Origin of the sequence: Mesorhizobium sp. ISC15, assembly GCF_037162615.1 — a bacterium.
GTDB lineage: Bacteria > Pseudomonadota > Alphaproteobacteria > Rhizobiales > Rhizobiaceae > Mesorhizobium > Mesorhizobium mediterraneum.
On record NZ_JAVSPX010000001.1, the window covers coordinates 6,132,715 to 6,150,711 of the forward strand.

Consider the following 17,997-nt stretch of genomic DNA (forward strand, 5'->3'; position numbering starts at 1 on the left):
TCAGAGTCTTGCAGGCCGCCGCAGGTCAAGGGTCATCGGGAAATCCTCAGAGGCTTGTTCGTCGCGCAGCACGTAGCCGGACGGCGTATGGCCGCGCGGCTCGAAGCGGGCGAGCCGCCGCGCCTCCGCTTCGTTGCCGTTGACCGGGAAGGTGTCGTAGCTGCGCCCGCCGGGATGCGCGACATGGTAGACGCAGCCGCCGACCGCCCGGCCCGACCACCGATCGTAGATGTCGAAGACCAGCGGCGTGTTGACCGGCAGCGCTGGATGCAGGCCCGATGCCGGCTGCCAGGCCTTGAAGCGGACGCCTGCCACCGCGACCTCTCTGGTGTCGGTCACCTTCATCGGCACGATACGGCCGTTGCAGACGACGGCATGACGCTCCGGGTTGAGCCCTTCCGTCTTTACCTGCAGCCGCTCGACCGAGGAATCGACAAAGCGCACGGTCCCGCCGATGGCGCCCTGCTCGCCCATGACATGCCACGGCTCCAGCGCTTGCCGCAGCTCCAGCTTGATGCCGGCATGCTGGACCTCGCCGCAGAACGGAAAACGGAATTCGAGCTGCGCGTCGAACCATTCGGGGCGGAATTCAAAGCCGTTCAGCTTGAGGTCGTCCAGCACGTCGAGAAAGTCAGCCCAGACATAGTGCGGCAGCATGAACCGGTCATGCAGCGACGTGCCCCAGCGCACGAAACGGCCATCGAGCGGGTTCTTCCAGGCGCGGGCGATGATGGCGCGCACCAGCAATTGCTGCGCGAGGCTCATGCGCGCATTGGGCGGCATCTCGAAGCCGCGGAATTCGACCAGCCCCAGCCGGCCGGTCGGGCCGTCGGGCGAAAACAGCTTGTCGATGCAAATTTCCGAACGGTGGGTGTTCCCCGTCACATCGGTCAGAAGATTTCGGAACAGCCGGTCGACCAACCACGGCAATGGCGCATTGCCCTTGTCTGGATGCGGCACCTGCGCCATCGCGATCTCGAGCTCGTAGAGCGAATCGTGGCGCGCCTCGTCGAAGCGCGGCGCCTGGCTGGTCGGGCCGATGAACAGGCCCGAAAACAGATAGGACAGCGACGGGCGGCGCTGCCATTGCAGGACAAGGCTTTTCAGCAGATCCGGACGGCGCAGGAACGGGCTGTCGTTGGGCGTCGCGCCGCCGACGACGACATGGTTGCCGCCGCCTGTGCCGGTGTGGCGCCCGTCGATCATGAACTTGTCGGCGCCAAGCCGTGTCTGCCGCGCCTCCTCGTAGATCGCTGTGGTCGTCGCCACGCAGTCCTGCCAGTTCGCAGCCGGATGGATGTTCACCTCGATGACACCGGGATCCGGAGCCACCCGGATGACGTTGAGGCGCGGATCGTGCGGCGGGCCGTAGCCCTCGATATGCACCGGCAGCCCGATAGCCTTTGCCGCGTTCTCGGCCGCCGCGACCAGTTCGAGATAATCTTCCAACGCCTCGACCGGCGGCATGAACACACAAAGCCGTCCGTCGCGCGGCTCGACCGATAGCGCGGTGCGCACCGCGCCGCCGATCTCGGTGATCTCCTGTTCGACACGGTCCTGCTGGCCGGTCGCGGCGGTGAAGGACGCCGCATGCTGGCGGCGCGCCATTTCGTCGGCGCCTTCCAATTCGGCCGGGGCAGCGTCCGGCAACGGAGCGGCCTCAGGCAAGATAGCCTCGCGCGCCGGCAGTGGCCCACGCGGCAGCGACGGGTCGACCGGCACGATATAGGGAAACTGCGCCGGCGGCACATGGGGCAGCGTGCCGAGCGGCAGGCGGTAGCCGACCGGTGAATCGCCCGGCACCAGGAACAGCTTGCCGCGCCGTGTCTTCCATTTCTCCGAACGCCAGCGCGGCCCCAACGCCTGGCTGTTCCAGCGCTGGACAGGCAGCACGTAGCCCGACGGCTTGGTCAGGCCGCGCTCGAATACCCGCGCCATGCGGCTGCGCTCCTCGGGGTCCTCCAGCTTCGAATTGGACGGATCGACATTGTCCGGTAGCTTGCCTTCCTTGAGCAGCCACTCAGCCGGGTCCTCATAAGCTTCGCTGACCATGGTCTTGTCGATGCCGAGTTCATCGGCAATCGTCGTCAGCAGGCTTTCAGCCTGCTTCGGTCCGACATCTGCTTCGCTGTTTTCCCGTGCGATCAGCGACGGGTCGCTCCACACCGGCTCGCCGTCGGTGCGCCAGTAGAGCGAGAATGTCCAGCGCGGCAGGGTTTCGCCCGGATACCATTTGCCCTGACCGTAATGCAGGAAGCCACCCGGCGCGAAACGCTCACGCAGCCGGCGGATCAGCGCATCGGCCTTTTCGCGTTTTGTCGGGCCGACGGCGGCGGTGTTCCATTCGTCCGCCTCGAAATCGTCGATCGACACGAAGGTCGGCTCACCGCCCATCGTCAGCCGCACATCGCCTGCCTTAAGCGCGGCATCGACCTTGTTGCCCAACACATCGAGCGCCAGCCAGCTTTCGTCGGAGAATGGCTTGGTGATGCGCGGGTGCTCGGCGATGCGATCGACCCGCATGTCGAAGCCGAATTCGACATTGGCGAAGCTCGCCATGCCGGAAATGGGCGCGGCGTTGCGGAAATGCGGCGTTGCGGCGAGCGGCACATGGCTTTCGCCGGTGAGCAGGCCGGAGGTCGGGTCGAAGCCGATCCAGCCGGCCCCCGGCAGATAGACCTCGCACCAGGCATGGAGATCGGTGAAATCAACGGCAGTGCCGGGCGGCCCGTCAAGCGCGACGAGGTCGGGCTTCAGCTGGATCAGGTAGCCGGAAACGAAGCGCGCGGCGAGGCCGAGGTTTCTTAGGATCTGCACCAGCAGCCAGCTCGTATCGCGGCAGGATCCCTTGGCGGCGGCCAGCGTTTCCTCGGGTGAGAAGACACCGGTTTCCATGCGCACGATATAGGCGATCTCGCGCTGCAGCCGCGCATTGAGGTCGACGACGAAATTGACGGTGTTGGTTGGGTGTCGCACGATGGTCTGCAGGAACGCCGACAGCAGCGGTCCAGCCGGCTCCGGCGTCCGGTAGATGGCGAGATCGTCGCGGATCTCTTCTGGGTATTCGAACGGAAAGATTTCGGCCGACGGCTCGACGAAGAAATCGAACGGATTATAGACCGTCATGTCGGCGACGAGGTCGACCTCGATCTTCAGCTCCGTCACCGGCTCAGGAAACACGAAGCGGGCGAGGAAATTGCCGTAGGGGTCTTGCTGCAGATTGACGAAATGGTTTGCGGGCTCGACCTTCAGCGAATGACTGAGCACCTTGGTGCGGGAATGCGGCGCCGGCTGCAGCCTGATGACCTGGGGGCCAAGGACGACCGGCCGGTCATATTTGTAATGGGTCAGGTGGTAGACGGCTGCCAGAATTGCCATGGTGCCCCGAAAGTCGGCGTTTCAAACGAATTCGCCGAACCCTGACACATCAGGCGGGCATTCTCCAAGCAGATGTTGCGGTGCACCTAATTTAAGCGACAGTTGCCGGCTCAGAAAAACGCCTGCAACCCGGTCTGCGCCCGCCCGAGGATCAGCGCATGCACGTCATGCGTGCCCTCATAGGTGTTGACCGTTTCAAGGTTCTGCGCGTGGCGCATGACGTGGTAACCGATCTGGATGCCGTTGCCGCCATGCATGTCGCGGGCCTGGCGGGCAATGTCGAGCGCCTTGCCGCAATTGTTGCGCTTGACGATCGAGATCATCTCCGGCGCCATCTTGCCTTCGTCCATCAACCGCCCGACCCGCAAGCTGCCCTGCAGCCCCAGAGCGATCTCGGTCTGCATGTCGGCGAGTTTTTTCTGGAAAAGCTGCGTCCCGGCCAGCGGCTTGCCGAACTGCTTGCGGTCGAGGCCGTATTGGCGGGCCCGGTGCCAGCAATCTTCCGCTGCACCCATCGCGCCCCAGGAGATGCCGTAGCGCGCCCGGTTGAGACAGCCGAATGGCCCCTTCAGGCCCGACACATTGGGCAGCAGCGCGTCTTCGCCGACCTCGACGCCTTCCATCACCACTTCGCCGGTGATCGAGGCTCGCAGCGACAGCTTGCCGCCGATCTTCGGCGCCGACAGCCCCTTCATGCCCTTCTCCAGCACGAAGCCGCGAATCTCGTTGTCATGCGCAGCCGATTTCGCCCAAACGACAAAGACGTCGGCGATCGGCGCGTTGGAAATCCACATTTTCGAGCCGGAGATCTTGTAGCCGTTCGCGGTCTTTTCGGCGCGCGTCTTCATGCCGCCCGGGTCGGAACCGGCATCCGGCTCGGTCAGGCCGAAGCAGCCGATCCATTCGCCGCTGGCGAGCTTCGGCAGGTATTTCTTGCGTTGGGCCTCCGAGCCATAGGCATGGATCGGATACATCACCAGCGACGACTGCACGCTCATCATCGAGCGATAGCCCGAGTCGATGCGCTCGACTTCCCGCGCCACCAGCCCATAGGTGACATAGTTGGCGCCGAGCCCGCCATATTCCTCGGGGATGGTGATGCCGAGCAGACCCGCCTCGCCCATCTCGCGAAAGATGCCGGCGTCGGTCTTTTCCTCGAGATAGGCTTCCTCGATCCTGGGAGCGAGCTTGTCGGCAGCGAATGCCGCCGCGCCATCGCGCACCATCCGCTCGTCTTCCGAAAGCTGGTCCTCGATCAGGAAAGGATCGTCCCAGACGAATGCGTTCTTATCGGCGGCCATGGCTCTCGGTTCCCAGAACAAAATCTTGAAGTGCCCGGCTTATCGACCCCCGCTTAAAAAAAATCAAACGAAATTGCATCACCAATCAATGAGCGTTAGTAATGGATCATGAACGTCCAGCGCCGCCTTTTGCCTAACATCGGCGCCCTTACCGCCTTCGAGGCTGTGGCGCGCCTCGGCTCTTTCACCGCCGCCGCCCGCGAGCTCGATCTGACTCAGGGTGCTGTAAGCCGGCAGATCGCGTTGTTGGAGGACCAGTTCGGCCGTCGGCTGTTCGAACGCGACAGCCGCAATGTCCGGCTGTCGACGGCAGGCGAGATTTATGCCGAAGCGGTGCGCGCCGCCCTAGGTCAATTGCGCGACGCGGCCCTTGGATTGATGAGCAATCGGCATAGTGGCATCTTGAACCTCGCCATCCTGCCGACCTTCGGCACACGCTGGTTGATGCCGCTCATCCCGGATTTCGTCGAAAACAACCCCGATATCACCATCAACTTCGTCACCCGCATCGGCCGCTTCGACTTCGCCCGCGAGAGGCTCGACGCCGCCATCCATTTCGGCCTGCCCGACTGGCCGGATGCCGACTCGACGCTGCTGGTGCGCGAGACGGTGATGCCAGTGGTCTCGCCCGAATTTCTGGCCGGCCGCGCCATTGCCACACCCGCCGACATCGGCCGTCTGCCGCTGCTGCATATGGCGACGCGGCCCGGCGCATGGACCGAGTGGTTCGAGCATCAGGGTTTGAGCGCGCCGACTGGACCGGGCATGCAGTTCGAGCAGTTCGGCACCGCCGCCCAGGCCTGCATGGCCGGGCTTGGCGTCGCGCTGCTGCCGCAGGTCCTCATCTCAGGCGAGTTGCAGCGCGGCCAGTTGGTGCCGGCGCCGGGCCGGCCGATGCAAAGCCGCAGCGCCTATTACCTCGTCGTGCCGCATGACAAACGCGGCCATCCGCCGGTCGCCAGTTTTCGCGACTGGCTGCTGGACCATGTACCGCCGGAGAAGTAGCTACTTCCGCTTCAGCGCATCGGCCAATGCGGCACCGAATGCGCCCTGTTGCGCCGGCCGCTCTGGCTGACGCTGCGGCGCCGGCGCGCGCGACACCGGTCTGTTGCCATTGTCGCGCGGCTTCGGTGTACCACCGTCGCCATCCTTTCGCATCGACAGGCCGATGCGCTTACGCTTGATGTCGATGTCGACAACACGCACCTTGACCACGTCGCCGGCTTTTACCACCTCATGCGCGTCCTTGACGAAACGGTCGGCCAGTTGCGAGACGTGCACCAACCCGTCCTGGTGCACACCGATATCGATGAAAGCGCCGAACGCCGCGACATTGGTGACGGTTCCTTCCAGCAGCATTCCAGGCTTCAAATCCTTGATGTCGTCGACGCCGTCGGCGAAGGTCGCGGTCTTGAAACCTGGTCGCGGATCGCGGCCGGGTTTTTCCAGTTCTGCCAGTATATCGCGGACCGTCGGCAGGCCGAAGCGTTCATCGACGAAAACCCGCGGATCAAGCGCCTTGAGGGCGGCACTGTCGCCCATCAGCGAGCGGAGGTCGCGCCCACAGGCGGCGACGATCTTTTTCGCCACGCCATAGGCTTCCGGATGCACGGCCGAGGCATCGAGCGGTTCGGTGCCGTTGGGAATTCGCAGGAAGCCGGCGCATTGCTCGAACGCGCGAGGTCCGAGGCGGGAGACCTTCAACAGGTCACGACGGCTGGCGAAGGGGCCGGCCGCATCGCGATGCGCGATGATGGCCTCGGCCAGCGATGTGCCAAGACCCGAAACCCGCGCCAGAAGCGGCGCAGAGGCGGTGTTGAGGTCGACGCCCACGGCATTGACCGCGTCCTCGACCACCGCTTCCAGCGAGCGGCCGAGCCGGTACTGGTCGACATCGTGCTGATACTGGCCGACGCCGATCGACTTCGGCTCGATCTTGACCAGTTCGGCGAGCGGATCCTGCAGTCGCCGCGCGATCGACACCGCGCCGCGCAGCGACACGTCGAGGCCGGGGAATTCCGCCGCCGCCGTTGCCGAGGCGGAATAGACCGAGGCGCCCGCCTCGCTGACGATCACCTTGAGCGGCTTCGGCCCGGAATCAGCCGGCATGTCGGACAGCATGTCGGCCACCAGCCGTTCCGTCTCGCGGCTGCCGGTTCCGTTGCCGATCGAAATCAACTCGACCTTGTGCAGGCGGATGAGCTTCGCCAATTCGGCCTGCGTGCCGCGCACATCGTTCCGTGGTGGAAACGGATAGACCGTCGTCGTCGCCAGCAGCTTGCCGGTGCCGTCCACCACCGCCACCTTGACCCCGGTGCGGATGCCGGGATCGAGCCCCATCGTGGCGCGCGAGCCGGCCGGTGCTGCGAGCAGCAAATCCTTCAGATTGCGGGCGAAGACGTGGATCGCTTCCTCCTCGGCCCGCTCGCGCAGATCGCGCATCAAATCGAGCGTCAGATGCAGCGACAGCTTTATGCGCCAGGTCCAGCCAGCAACCTCCATCAGCCAGCGGTCGCCCGGCAGCTGGCGGCCGATGGCGTAGGCATCGGCAATCATCCGTTCGATCGGCTTCACCGGCGACGCGTGGTCGGCATCGACTTCGATGTCGAGCGACAGCACCTCTTCGTTGCGGCCGCGCAGCATCGCCAGCGCGCGATGGCTCGGCACATTGGCCCAGCGCTCGACATGGTCGAAATAGTCGGAGAATTTCGCGCCGGCCTCCTGCTTGCCGTCGACGACGCGTGACCGCATGAAAGCCCGTTCCTTCATGTAGGCCCGCAGTCTGCCGACCAGGTCGGCATTTTCGGCGAACTGTTCGGACAGGATGTCGCGCGCGCCGTCGAGTGCCGCCTTGGCGTCGACCACCTCTTCGCTGATGTATGCCAGCGCCAGTTCGGCGGGCACCGCCGCACGGTCGGCAAGGATGGCCTCGGCCAGCGGTCCCAGCCCGCGCTCTCGCGCGATCTCCGCCTTGGTTCGGCGCTTCGGCTTGTAGGGCAGATAGATGTCTTCGAGTTCCGCCTTGGTGGCAGCCGCAGCGACCTTGGTTTCGAGCTCCTCGGTCAGCTTGCCCTGCTCGCGGATCGAACCGAGGATTGTGTCCCGGCGCGCGTCGAGCTCGCGCAGATAGGCGAGCCGCTCGGCAAGCAGGCGCAGCTGAGTGTCGTCCAGGCCGCCGGTGACCTCCTTGCGGTAGCGCGCCACGAACGGCACTGTCGCGCCTTCGTCCAGCAGTCCGATCGCCGCCGCGGCCTGTTCGGGCCGGGCAGTGATCTCGGCTGCGATGATTGCTGCGATGCGCTTGATGTCGGATGCCATGTCGTTCCTGCTGTCCTTATCGAAAAGAGCGGCGACCATAGGCGCAGAGCGTCGCTCCGCCAACCGCGGCGTTTTCGATCAGCCTGACAGGTCCACAGGAAAGCTGCGGCGCTACGGGCGCCTGGATCGGGTCAGACTATTCGGGCAAAGCCATATCCGGTCTCGAACGCAGTCTCGCCGGTCATGGCGTTTCCTTCCGATTTTTGGAACTTAGGCCAGAGCGGCGGCGATCGCGTGCACGGCCTTCATCGTCGCCACCGAATAGGCGATATCGGTGAAATCCGGGTAGCTCGAAAGCTTCACAACGACCATTCTCGTGTTCCAGTCGATATGGATCAGCTGACCGAACACGCCCCGGCACATCAGCGCGCGTGAGCCCGGATCCTCGATCCAGAACTGGTTGCGGTAGCCGCCTTCCGGCAGGCTGGGATTGAAGTCCGGTCCATGCCTGCCGCTGCGCGTCGCCTCGATCCAGTCGGCCGGCACCACGCCGCCGCCGTTGTCGAGGATCAGCTGCCCGAAACGGCCAAAGTCGCGCAGCGTGGCGTTGAAGCCGCCATCGGCGATGGCGTAGCCGGCGCTGTCGACGGTGAAGCAGGCGCTTTCATCCGCCCCGAGCTTTTGCCAGAGTTCCTCGGAAACCAGCTGCGCCAGCCGCTGGCCGGTCACCCGCTCCATGATGAAGGCGAGCACGTCGGTCTCGATCGAACGGTATTCGAACGCAGCGCCATGCGGCCGGCTTTTCTCCTTGAGGCCCAGGATCAGCTCGAACATATGCGACGGCCACTCGAAGGCCGGATCGCTGCCCGGCGGCACCGGTTTCCAGCCGCTGGCGACATCGACCTGACCGATATCGGAATAGCGGTCGGTATATTCCTCGGAAAAACGCACCCCGCTCGTCATATCGAGCACATGCTGCACGCTGGCGCCGGCCCAGCCAGTGACGCCAAGCTCCGGCAGATACGTCGTCACCGGCAAGGCCGGGTCGATCAGGCTGCGCCCGACCAATATGCCGAACACCGAAGCGGTGACGGACTTCGCCATCGACTGCGACAAATGCAGCGTGCGGTCGGTCATGCCGTTGAAATAGCGCTCATAGGCGATCTTGCCGTCCTTGAGCACGAGGAACCCGTCCGTATAGGTCTCGTCGAGCAGCCCGGCCAGCGTCGCAGGCTGACCCGTGCTGTCGCCCACCGGCAGCGCATCGAGATCGACCTCGGCTCGCTCGAGCCGGCGGCGATGGCCATTGCCGCGCCAGACTTCGACGGTCGGCAGAATTTCGCGGATGTGCTGGAATGCCCACCGGTTCCAGGGCCCCCTGTCCCAGTCGAGCTTTGGAGGCACCATCTTGGGCGGCGAGCCCTGCATGATCGGCGGCACCGGTTCGCTGTTGCGGTAGGATGTCATTTTATGCTCCGGGAAGTGTCCCGCGGTGTCGCGACAGTTTTTGCTTTCAGTGCGGTCGTGCCGTCCGTCATAGTTTCGGCCGGCGCGCCTTTTCTCCGTACCAGCCACCACCTGCTTTTTCATAGGCCATGCCGGCGCGGAACACATCTTCGTCACTGTAGGTGCGGCCGACGATCTGGATACCGGTCGGCACGCCGTTCTTCGCGTGGCCGGATGGAACCGACAGCACCGGACAGCGGCTCATCATGTTGAACGGCGTCGTCATCACCCAGCCCAGCGAGGGATTGACCAGCTTGCCGTTGATCCTGACTTCGTCCTTCGACTGGTCATGGTCGGCCGGCACCGACGGCAGCGCCGTGGTCGGGCAGATCAGCACATTGTATTTTTCGAGCAGCGGCCCAAGCGTCGTATACATGCGGCCAGCCACCTCCAGGCTGTCGACAAAATCGGTTGCCTTGGAACCCGCTCCCTCCTCGGCGAACTTGCGGGCGTAGGTCGTCATCTCGTCGGCATGGTCGGGCAGCAGCTTCGACAGGAACGCGCCGAACAGATGGTTCAAATAGGCGAGCCCGGCCTCCAGGACCTCCGGTCCCCAACCTAAATCGACCTCCTCGACCTCAGCACCCAGTGAGCGGAACACGTCGAGCGCTTTCTTCGTGTTCTTCACCACTTCCGGATCGACCTCGAAGCCGCCGAGATCCATCGAATAGCCGATCTTCCAGCCCTTGATCGGCTTGAACCTGGTCGGCAGGGTTAGCTTTGGCCGGAGCGAGGCTATGTCAAGCGGACTGGGACCGGTCATGACGTTCTGCAGCAGGATCGCGTCCTCCACCGTGCGTGCCAGCGGTCCGGTGTGGCAGTAGAAGTCGAGGTTGAACGGTGGGTCGTCCGGGTTGCGGCCATAGGGCGGCTTGTAGCCGACGATACCGCAGGCCGACGCCGGGATGCGGATCGAGCCGCCGATATCGGAGCCGGTGGCGATCGACGATGTGCCGGATGCGAGCGATGCGGCCGAGCCGCCCGACGAGCCTCCGGGCGTGAACTTGGGATTCCAGGGATTGCGGGTGACACCCCACAACCTGGACCATGTATAGGCCGCGCAGGAGAATTCCGGCGTCGCCGTGCGTGCATGGACGATGCCGCCAGCTCGAATGATGCGCTCATTCATGGTCGAACTGATGTCGGCAACGAAATTCTTCATAATCAGCGAGCCGCCGGTGGTCGGCTTGCCCTTGATATAGCTTTCGTCCTTGATGCCGACGGGCAGGCCCTCGAGCGGGCCCGTCTTCTTGCCCTTGGCGTATTTCGCCTCGGCTTTTTTGGCCAGTGCCATCGCCTCGTCAAAATGCGTGTTGGTGAAAGCGTTGACCTTGTCCTTCGTCGCCTCGGCGCGCCCGATGACCGCTTCCATCAGCTCGACCGGTGAGAGCGTCTTCGCCTTGAAGCGCCTAAGGGCCTCGCGTGCCGGCATGTAGCAGAGATCGAGATCGGGCATTTGCAGGCAAACTCCGGGTGCGTCAGGCGACAGCCGGACGTCGGTCCTTGGCGAAGATTTTTTTGATTCACGGACCCGGCAGCCATGGCTGCCGGGTCCGTGGTACTGCGATCACTTCTGCAATTCGGTCCAGATCCTGGTGTAGAGCGCCTGGACGTCGGGCGCGCAGTTCAGCATGAACTTGCCCTTGTCGGCGAACTCGGCGGGGATGTTGACCTCCGGCGCCGTCTTCATGTCCGCAGGCATGAAGGCCTCCGATCCCTTGATGCCGTTGGCGTAGCGCGCGAAAGACGAGATCAGCGCCGCGTTTTCGGGATCCATGATGAAGTTCTGGAACAATTTGGCGTTTTCGACGTTCTTGGCGTCCTTCAGCACCGCAAGATTGTCCATCCAGATCGGATAGCCCTCCTTCGGATAGCCATAGACCATGTCCTTGTTCTGCAGGCGGGCGCGGAAGGACGCGCCATTCCAGTCGACGCTAGCTGCGAAGTCGCCCTTGGCGAACTTCTCGACCGTGCCGTAGTCCATGGAGATCCATTTCGGCTTTGCCGCCACCAGCGCATCGCGCACCTTCTTCAGCACCTCCTTGTCGCCGGTGCAGGGCTCGCCGCCGACATATCTGATGGCGAGATGCATGACATCGGCCATTTCGGGAACGACGTTGACCTTGCCGACCAGTTCCGGCGGCGGATCCAGGAAGATGGCCGAAGTGTTGACGTCACCCTTGTAGACGGAGGTGTTGACCGTCACGCCGGTCGTTCCCCATTGCCACGGCACGGTGTATTTGCGGCCTGGATCGAAGGGAACATCGACCCATTTCGGGTCCATGTTCTTGAAGTTCTCCATCTTGCTAGGCTCTGTCTCCAACAGCAGCCCTTCCTCGATCCAGATCGGCACGAAGCTCGCAGAGGGCACCACGATGTCGAAGCCGCTGCCGCCCTGGCGGATTTTGGCGAGCGCGGTGTCGTTGGAATCGTAGTCGGTGACTGTCACCTTGACCTTGTATTTTTCCTCAAATTTCTTGATGAGGTCGGGGCTGGTGTAATTGCCCCAGTTGTAGATGTTGAGCTCGCCATCGGCGCGGGCAATACCCGCCGAGGCGAGGAGCGCGGCGCCGAGCGCCGTCGCAGCCAGTTTCCACTTCATCGTTTTTCTCCTGTTACAGCTGATATCATTCCTGATCCTTTTTCCTGCTGATGAAAAAGAAGACGGTGACGATCAATATCGAGATCAGCAGGAACACCGTCGAAATCGCGTTTATTTCCGGCGTGATAACGCGCCGGAACTGGCCGAGCATGTAAGTCGGCAACGTGTCCTGGCCGCCGGACTTGACGAACTCCGTGATGACGACATCATCCAGCGAGATGACGAAGGCCAGCATCAATCCAGCAAGGATGCCTGGCCAGAGCAGCGGAAAGGTGACGCGCCGAAAAGCCTTCCAGGGTGTCGCGTAGAGGTCGGCCGCAGCGACCTCCAACGTCAGATCCATGTTCTCAAGCCGCGCCCGGATCGGCAGATAGGCAAAGGGGATGCAAAAGGCCGTATGCGCGGCCATCAGGTAGCCCAGCCCCGAATAGCCGGTCCAGATCTTGATGCGCGAAAAGAAGATCAGCAGCGCCACCGCGGTGACGATTTCCGGCACCATCAGCGGCTGGTTGATGAAGGCGTATTTGAAGCCGAGGCCGGGATATGGCTTCGTCCGGGTCGTGGCAAGCGCGGCCATGGTGGCGACGATCGTGGCAATAGTCGCCGCGACTGAAGCAATCTGCAGCGACCGGATCGAGGCGTCGACAACCTGGTTGTTGTTCCAGGCCTGGTAGAACCAGCGCAGCGACACGCCTTCCCAGATCGCGATCGAACTGCCGGCGTTGAAGGCATAGACGACAACCGTGATGATCGGCAGGTAAAGCGCGAAGAAGCAGACCATCGCGATGGCCGTGAAGCCGGTCTGCCGGCGGATGTCGAAGCGGCTACCCATGCGTGCCGCCCTGACGCCCGGCGGAGCGGACATAGAAGAGCAGCGCAACCATCACGATCGCCATCAACGAGATCGACAGCGCCGAGCCGAGCGGCCAGTTACGGCCTTGCCCGAACTGCAGCTCGATCAGATTGCCGAGCATCATATTCTTCGAACCGCCGAGCACGCGCGGGGTGACATAGGCGCCCAGCGCCGGGATGAAGACGAGGATCGAGCCGGCGATGATGCCAGGCTTGACCAGCGGGATGATGACCCGCCTCAGCACCTGGAAGCGGTTGGCGTAGAGGTCGTAACCCGCCTCGACCAGCCGGAAGTCGATCTTTTCCATGCTGGCATAGAGCGGCAGCACCATCAGCGGCAGATAGACATAGGTCATGCCGACCATCAGCGCGAAATCGGTGAACATCATCTGGATCGGCTGGCTGATGATGCCGAGCTTGATGAGCACCGTGTTGACGATGCCCTCGTTGCGGATCACCTCCTGGATGGCGAAGGTGCGGATCAGCAGATTGGTCCAGAACGGGATGGTGATCAGGAACAGCCAGATCTCGCGCTGCCGCGCGGGCCGGGTGGCGATGAAATAGGCGGTCGGGAAGCCAAAGAGCAGCGTGAAGATCGTTGTCATGAACGACAGCTTGGCCGAACGCCAGAAGATCGACAGATGCGCGTCGGCGAAGGCCAGCGTGTCGTCGAAGATGTCACGCTGCATCAGCACCGACAGCCAGCCGTCGGTGGAGAATTTCCACACCACGTCGCCATAGGGCCCCGGCGTCAGGAACGAATAGATCACGACGATCAGCAGCGGGCCGGTCGCCGCCAGAAAGATGATGATCAGTGCCGGCGCTGACAGAAGCCAGCGATCGCGGATATCTCGGCGTTCGGCTTCCTTGGCGACTTCTTCCGCGCTCGCCATCAGTCCCTCAGCACTTGTGCGGCATCGTTGCCGATCGAAATGCCGACCTTGTCTCCCCGCTCGAAACCGCAGCCTGCGCTGCGCGTGTTCTGCTGGCGCACAGTGAAGGCCTCGCTGCTGTCCAGGCGAACATGGATGTGCGTGTCGGTGCCGAAATAGACGATGTTTTCGACCGTGCCCGACAGGTCGCCCTTGCCGCTGGTCAGCTTGGCATGTTCCGGCCTGACCACCACGGTGGCGTTGTCCGTCGGCTGAAAGCCCTCAGCCACGGTTGCGTCGATCGTCGCGCCGGATTTGAGCGTTGCTCGTGCCTTGCCGTTGGCCATGCCTGTTATGGCCGCGGTCAGGAAATTGGTCTCGCCGATGAAGTCGGCGACGAAGCGCTCCGCCGGCTTGTCATAGATGTCCCAAGGCGTGCCGACCTGCAGGATCTTGCCCGACGACATCACCGCGATGCGGTCCGACATGGTCAGCGCTTCTTCCTGGTCGTGGGTGACGAAGATAAAGGTGATGCCGGTCTCGTGCTGCAGCCGCTTCAGCTCGATCTGCATCTCCTTGCGCAGCTTGAAGTCGAGCGCCGACAGCGGCTCGTCGAGCAGCAGCACCTTCGGCTGCGGCGCCAGCGCCCGGGCCAGCGCCACGCGCTGCTGCTGGCCGCCCGATATCTGGCTGGTGCGGCGGCCGCTGAGCGCTTCCATCTTGACCAGCTTCAGCATCTCGGCGACCCGCGCCTTCACTTCGGCTTTGGGCTTGCCGAGCATTTCGAGGCCGAAGCCGATGTTCTCGGCCACCGTCATATGGGGGAACAGCGCATAGTTCTGGAACACGGTGTTGACCGGCCGCTTGAATGGCGGCAGCGGCGCGATGTCCTGACCATGCAGCAGTATCTCGCCGGCGCTAGGGAAATCGAAGCCGGCAATCAGCCTTAAAAGCGTCGTCTTCCCGCAGCCGGACGGACCAAGCAGCGTGAAGAACTCATTTTCGCGGATCGACACCGAAACCGTGTCGAGGGCGGCGACCTGTGACTCCCCGGTACCGAATACCTTGCGGACGCCACGAACCTCAATTGCACTTTTACCCGGTTGTTCCGGCACGATTACCCCATTCTTGCGTCCGCTCTTCAGGGCGGATCCAGTTCCCACTCGATTGTCAGCACACGGCGTGTGGCTTGGCAAGCATGCATCTGAATGTCGATTCAGAACGCAATTCCCGTGCCATCGTCATGCCTGGTAAGTGATCTTGCCGCCGCAGATCGTCGTCACTGGCCGCACCATATGCAGCGCTTCCGGCGCGGTCGCCTCGATATCGGCAGAGAGCACCACGAGATCGGCCATGAAGCCTAGCTTCAGACGGCCTTTGCGATGCTCCATGAACTCGGCATAGGCGCCTTCCACCGTGTAGCCACCGAGTGATTCATGCAGCGAGAAGCTCTGATCGGGATCATCGTCTGCCCATGGTTTGCGCAGCACTGCCGCCTGAACGCCCAGGATCGGATCGATCGGCGACACCGGCCAATCCGAGGCGAAGACGACACGCGCGCCGGCGTTCTTCAGCGTCCGCCACGCATAGCTCAGCGGCCAGCGGGCGGGCCCGATGCGCGACACCGTCGGCTCCAGCGGCAAGCCCATGCTGCCCGGCGGATGCGGCGGCTGCATCGAGGCAATGACGCCAAGCTTTGCGAAGCGTGGCACGTCGGCGGCGGTGATCACCTCGATGTGCTCGACCCGATGCCGGCTGTCGCGCGTGCCGTTTTGTTTCTGTGCCGCCTCGTAGCCGTCGAGCACGGCGCGCACGGCGCCGTCGCCGATCGAGTGCACCGCAATCTGCAGCCCGCGCCTGTCGACGGCCACGGCAAGGTCGATGAATTGCTGCGGCGTGAACAGCGGCTCGCCCAGCCAATCCGGACGGTCTGCATAGGGCTCGACCATCACCGCCGTCCATGAATCGAGCACGCCGTCGTAGAACACCTTGACCATGCCCGACGATAGCCATTCGCCCTTGTAGCGCTCAGCCATCATCGACGCCTTGTCGAGCATGTCGAGCGTCATGAAGTTCTTGTAGTGGAACGGCACCTGCACGCGGCACAGCAAGCCGCCTTCGGCCTCGATCTCGGACAAGAGTTCGAGCTGATGCAAATTGCCGTCCATGTTTTGGATCGAGGTGATGCCATGCCTGGCACACCATTCCAGCCCGCGGCGCATGATCGCCCGGTCGGAGGCCTGCTCCGCCGGCGTCGGCCTCGGGTCCGGCTCGCCGCCGGTGGCTAGGCCGAGCCGCACGCGATCCTCGCCGGCCAGCGCGATCAGCGGCCCAAAAGCCTCGCCCTCGCGCAATTCGCCGCTGGCCAGCCCGTCGTCGCCCATGACGATCTCATTGCCCGGGCCAAGCTGCTTGCCTCTAAGCAGGCCGGCCAGTTCCAGCGCTTTGGTGTTGGCCCACATTGTGTGGTGATCGGGCGCCGCCATGACGAAGGGCCGGTCCGGCAGGATGCGGTCGAGATGACGGCGGCTGACCCGCTCAGTCGCCGACAGGATGGTGTAGTCGGCGCCTTGCGCCTGCAGGATGGGCAGGTCCGGTCGCATTGCGGCATAATGGCGCACAGCGTCGGAAAGCGCCTCGAAACCGTGGACGCCCATCAGCTGGAGATGATCGAGCTCGGCCGCGCCGCCGAAAAGATGCATATGCGCTTCGATGAAGCCGGGGACGACGGAGCCGCGGCCGGCATCGATGACGCGCGTGCCGGGGCCTTTGTGCTCCAGCACGGTCGCGCGATCTGCGATCGCAATGATTTCGCCGCCCTTGATGGCTATGGCTTCGGCACGGGGGTTATCGGGATCCATCGTCAATATGCTGGCATTCTCGACGATCAGATCGGCCGATGGCGGCATAATTTTCTCCCGTTTGAGCTTAGGCTAGCAGAGTATTGGCGTCTGGCAAGCCGTCCGCTGCTACTTGCAACAACGATCTGGAACGCCTCTTGGCGGCGCTGAAACTCTCTGCCACAAAGCAGTTCCGTCAATGACAGATACGCAACTCGAAGAGCGAGCCGGGCCCGCAAGATGAAGACTGTTTTCTCCCCTCTCCACGTCGGTCATGCCGGCAACTTCGAACTCATTTCGGGCGCCATCGTGCCGGCCTTCGAGAAGCCCTCGCGCGCTGAGTTCATCCAGGCGAGGGTGGAGAGCGAAAAGCTCGGCCCGATCCTGCCACCCGACACCCACGATCTCGCTGCCGCCAGGAAGGTGCACACCAGCGACTACATCGATTTCCTGCCGACCGTGTGGCCGCTCTGGGAAGCGTCCGGCCGGACGGGCTCGGCCATCCCCTTCACCTGGCCGACGCGCGGCCTGCGCGGCGATGTGCGCCCCAGAACGATCGATGCGCTGCTTGGATTTTACTCCTTCGACGGCGGCGCCACCTTCGTCGAAGGCACCTGGGAGGCGATCAAGTCGTCCTATGACGTGGCGCTGACCGCGGCCGCCCTGGTCAAGGGCGGCGAGACGTCCGCCTTCGCGCTCTGCCGTCCGCCCGGCCATCATGCCGGCGCTGCTTTCATGGGCGGCTATTGCTACATCAACAACGCCGCCGTTGCCGCGCAATGGTTCCGCGACCAGGGCGCCAAGCGCGTCTCGATTCTCGATGTCGACTACCATCATGGCAACGGCACGCAGGAGATCTTCTACAGCCGCGACGACGTGCAGGTGCTGAACCTGCATGGCGACCCGATGACCGAATATCCGTTCTTCCTTGGCCATGCCGACGAACGCGGTGCCGGCCCCGGCGAAGGCTTCAATCTCAATTATCCGATGCCGTTCGGCACCTCATGGGACGCCTGGAATGCTTCGCTGGAAGACGCCTGCGCGAAACTTGCGGCTTACGCTCCCGATGTCGTCGTCGTCTCGCTCGGCGTCGACACGTTCGAGAAGGACCCGATCAGCAAGTTCAAGCTGAAAAGCGCCGACTATCCCAAGATCGGACGTCGCATCGCCAGGCTCGGCCTGCCGACGCTGTTGGTCATGGAAGGCGGCTATGCCGTCGAGGAAATCGGCATCAACGCCGTCGGCGTGCTGACCGGATTCGAGGATCGGTAATGCATGTCGACCAGAGCCTGCCCTCGGGCGTTTGATCCGAGAGAGCGCAGCGGTTTTGGGTAACGACATTCGTGGCAATTTAGTAGGCAGCGGGCACAAAGTCGGCCACCTCACCG

General features: G+C 63.4%; 12 protein-coding genes. 2 read left to right on the top strand and 10 right to left on the bottom strand.

The features are described from left to right. On the bottom strand, positions 1-3,378 hold the full coding sequence (locus RPG13_RS29640; protein ID WP_292624592.1) for a transglutaminase family protein: 3,378 nt from the start codon (positions 3,376-3,378) through the stop codon (positions 1-3). 110 nt (positions 3,379-3,488) lie between these two features. Then, positions 3,489-4,679: an acyl-CoA dehydrogenase gene (locus tag RPG13_RS29645; protein ID WP_095484107.1), complete on the bottom strand. Its 1,191-nt coding sequence runs from the start codon at positions 4,677-4,679 to the stop codon at positions 3,489-3,491. A gap of 108 nt (positions 4,680-4,787) precedes the next feature. On the opposite strand from RPG13_RS29645, the gene RPG13_RS29650 reads away from it, so the two are divergent. Then, positions 4,788-5,684, top strand: a complete 897-nt coding sequence (locus RPG13_RS29650) for a LysR family transcriptional regulator (protein WP_337126661.1) — start codon at positions 4,788-4,790, stop codon at positions 5,682-5,684. On the opposite strand, the gene RPG13_RS29655 is transcribed toward RPG13_RS29650, so the two are convergent. From RPG13_RS29655 to RPG13_RS29690, 8 genes are all read right to left on the bottom strand, one after another. Beyond that, the gene (locus tag RPG13_RS29655) at positions 5,685-7,997 is read right to left on the bottom strand and encodes a Tex family protein (RefSeq protein WP_337126662.1); all 2,313 of its coding nucleotides are present in this window, start codon (positions 7,995-7,997) and stop codon (positions 5,685-5,687) included. Positions 7,998-8,207: 210 nt separating this feature from the next. Then, the gene (locus RPG13_RS29660) at positions 8,208-9,404 is read right to left on the bottom strand and encodes a serine hydrolase domain-containing protein (RefSeq protein ID WP_126105161.1); all 1,197 of its coding nucleotides are present in this window, start codon (positions 9,402-9,404) and stop codon (positions 8,208-8,210) included. Positions 9,405-9,471: 67 nt separating this feature from the next. Next, positions 9,472-10,899 carry an amidase gene (locus RPG13_RS29665; RefSeq protein WP_337126663.1) on the bottom strand — a complete coding sequence of 476 codons (1,428 nt, stop codon included), beginning with the start codon at positions 10,897-10,899 and terminating at the stop codon, positions 9,472-9,474. Between the two features lie 111 nt (positions 10,900-11,010). Next, positions 11,011-12,045, bottom strand: a complete 1,035-nt coding sequence (locus tag RPG13_RS29670; RefSeq protein ID WP_126105159.1) for an ABC transporter substrate-binding protein — start codon at positions 12,043-12,045, stop codon at positions 11,011-11,013. 25 nt (positions 12,046-12,070) lie between these two features. Beyond that, complete coding sequence (locus RPG13_RS29675) at positions 12,071-12,877, bottom strand: ABC transporter permease (protein WP_127203822.1); 807 nt, start codon at positions 12,875-12,877, stop codon at positions 12,071-12,073. After that, a complete protein-coding gene (locus RPG13_RS29680; protein ID WP_127293326.1) occupies positions 12,870-13,790 on the bottom strand; it encodes an ABC transporter permease in 921 nt (306 codons plus the stop codon). The genes RPG13_RS29675 and RPG13_RS29680 overlap by 8 nt, the downstream gene beginning before the upstream one ends. After that, on the bottom strand, positions 13,790-14,884 hold the full coding sequence (locus RPG13_RS29685) for an ABC transporter ATP-binding protein (RefSeq protein ID WP_337126664.1): 1,095 nt from the start codon (positions 14,882-14,884) through the stop codon (positions 13,790-13,792). Before RPG13_RS29685 ends, RPG13_RS29680 begins: the two co-directional genes overlap by 1 nt. A 126-nt stretch (positions 14,885-15,010) precedes the next feature. Further along, entirely contained in the window at positions 15,011-16,678 is a 1,668-nt protein-coding gene (locus RPG13_RS29690; RefSeq protein WP_337126665.1) for an amidohydrolase, read from the bottom strand. 171 nt (positions 16,679-16,849) lie between these two features. Here RPG13_RS29690 and RPG13_RS29695 point away from each other — a divergent pair, with 171 nt between their 5' ends. Beyond that, positions 16,850-17,881 (top strand): histone deacetylase family protein, encoded by a 1,032-nt coding sequence (locus RPG13_RS29695; RefSeq protein WP_337126666.1) that lies wholly within the window; start codon positions 16,850-16,852, stop codon positions 17,879-17,881. Positions 17,882-17,997: the final 116 nt, after the last annotated feature.

What these genes read in the sequence shown, in the direction of transcription:
- RPG13_RS29675 (WP_127203822.1), bottom strand. Translation starts at nt 12,877, where the DNA reads ATGGGTAGCCGCTTCGACATCCGCCGGCAGACCGGCTTCACGGCCATC.
- RPG13_RS29645 (WP_095484107.1), bottom strand. Translation starts at nt 4,679, where the DNA reads ATGGCCGCCGATAAGAACGCATTCGTCTGGGACGATCCTTTCCTGATC.
- RPG13_RS29640 (WP_292624592.1), bottom strand. Translation starts at nt 3,378, where the DNA reads ATGGCAATTCTGGCAGCCGTCTACCACCTGACCCATTACAAATATGAC.
- RPG13_RS29660 (WP_126105161.1), bottom strand. Translation starts at nt 9,404, where the DNA reads ATGACATCCTACCGCAACAGCGAACCGGTGCCGCCGATCATGCAGGGC.
- RPG13_RS29690 (WP_337126665.1), bottom strand. Translation starts at nt 16,678, where the DNA reads ATGCCGCCATCGGCCGATCTGATCGTCGAGAATGCCAGCATATTGACG.
- RPG13_RS29670 (WP_126105159.1), bottom strand. Translation starts at nt 12,045, where the DNA reads ATGAAGTGGAAACTGGCTGCGACGGCGCTCGGCGCCGCGCTCCTCGCC.
- RPG13_RS29650 (WP_337126661.1), top strand. Translation starts at nt 4,788, where the DNA reads ATGAACGTCCAGCGCCGCCTTTTGCCTAACATCGGCGCCCTTACCGCC.
- RPG13_RS29695 (WP_337126666.1), top strand. Translation starts at nt 16,850, where the DNA reads ATGAAGACTGTTTTCTCCCCTCTCCACGTCGGTCATGCCGGCAACTTC.
- RPG13_RS29665 (WP_337126663.1), bottom strand. Translation starts at nt 10,899, where the DNA reads ATGCCCGATCTCGATCTCTGCTACATGCCGGCACGCGAGGCCCTTAGG.
- RPG13_RS29655 (WP_337126662.1), bottom strand. Translation starts at nt 7,997, where the DNA reads ATGGCATCCGACATCAAGCGCATCGCAGCAATCATCGCAGCCGAGATC.
- RPG13_RS29680 (WP_127293326.1), bottom strand. Translation starts at nt 13,790, where the DNA reads ATGGCGAGCGCGGAAGAAGTCGCCAAGGAAGCCGAACGCCGAGATATC.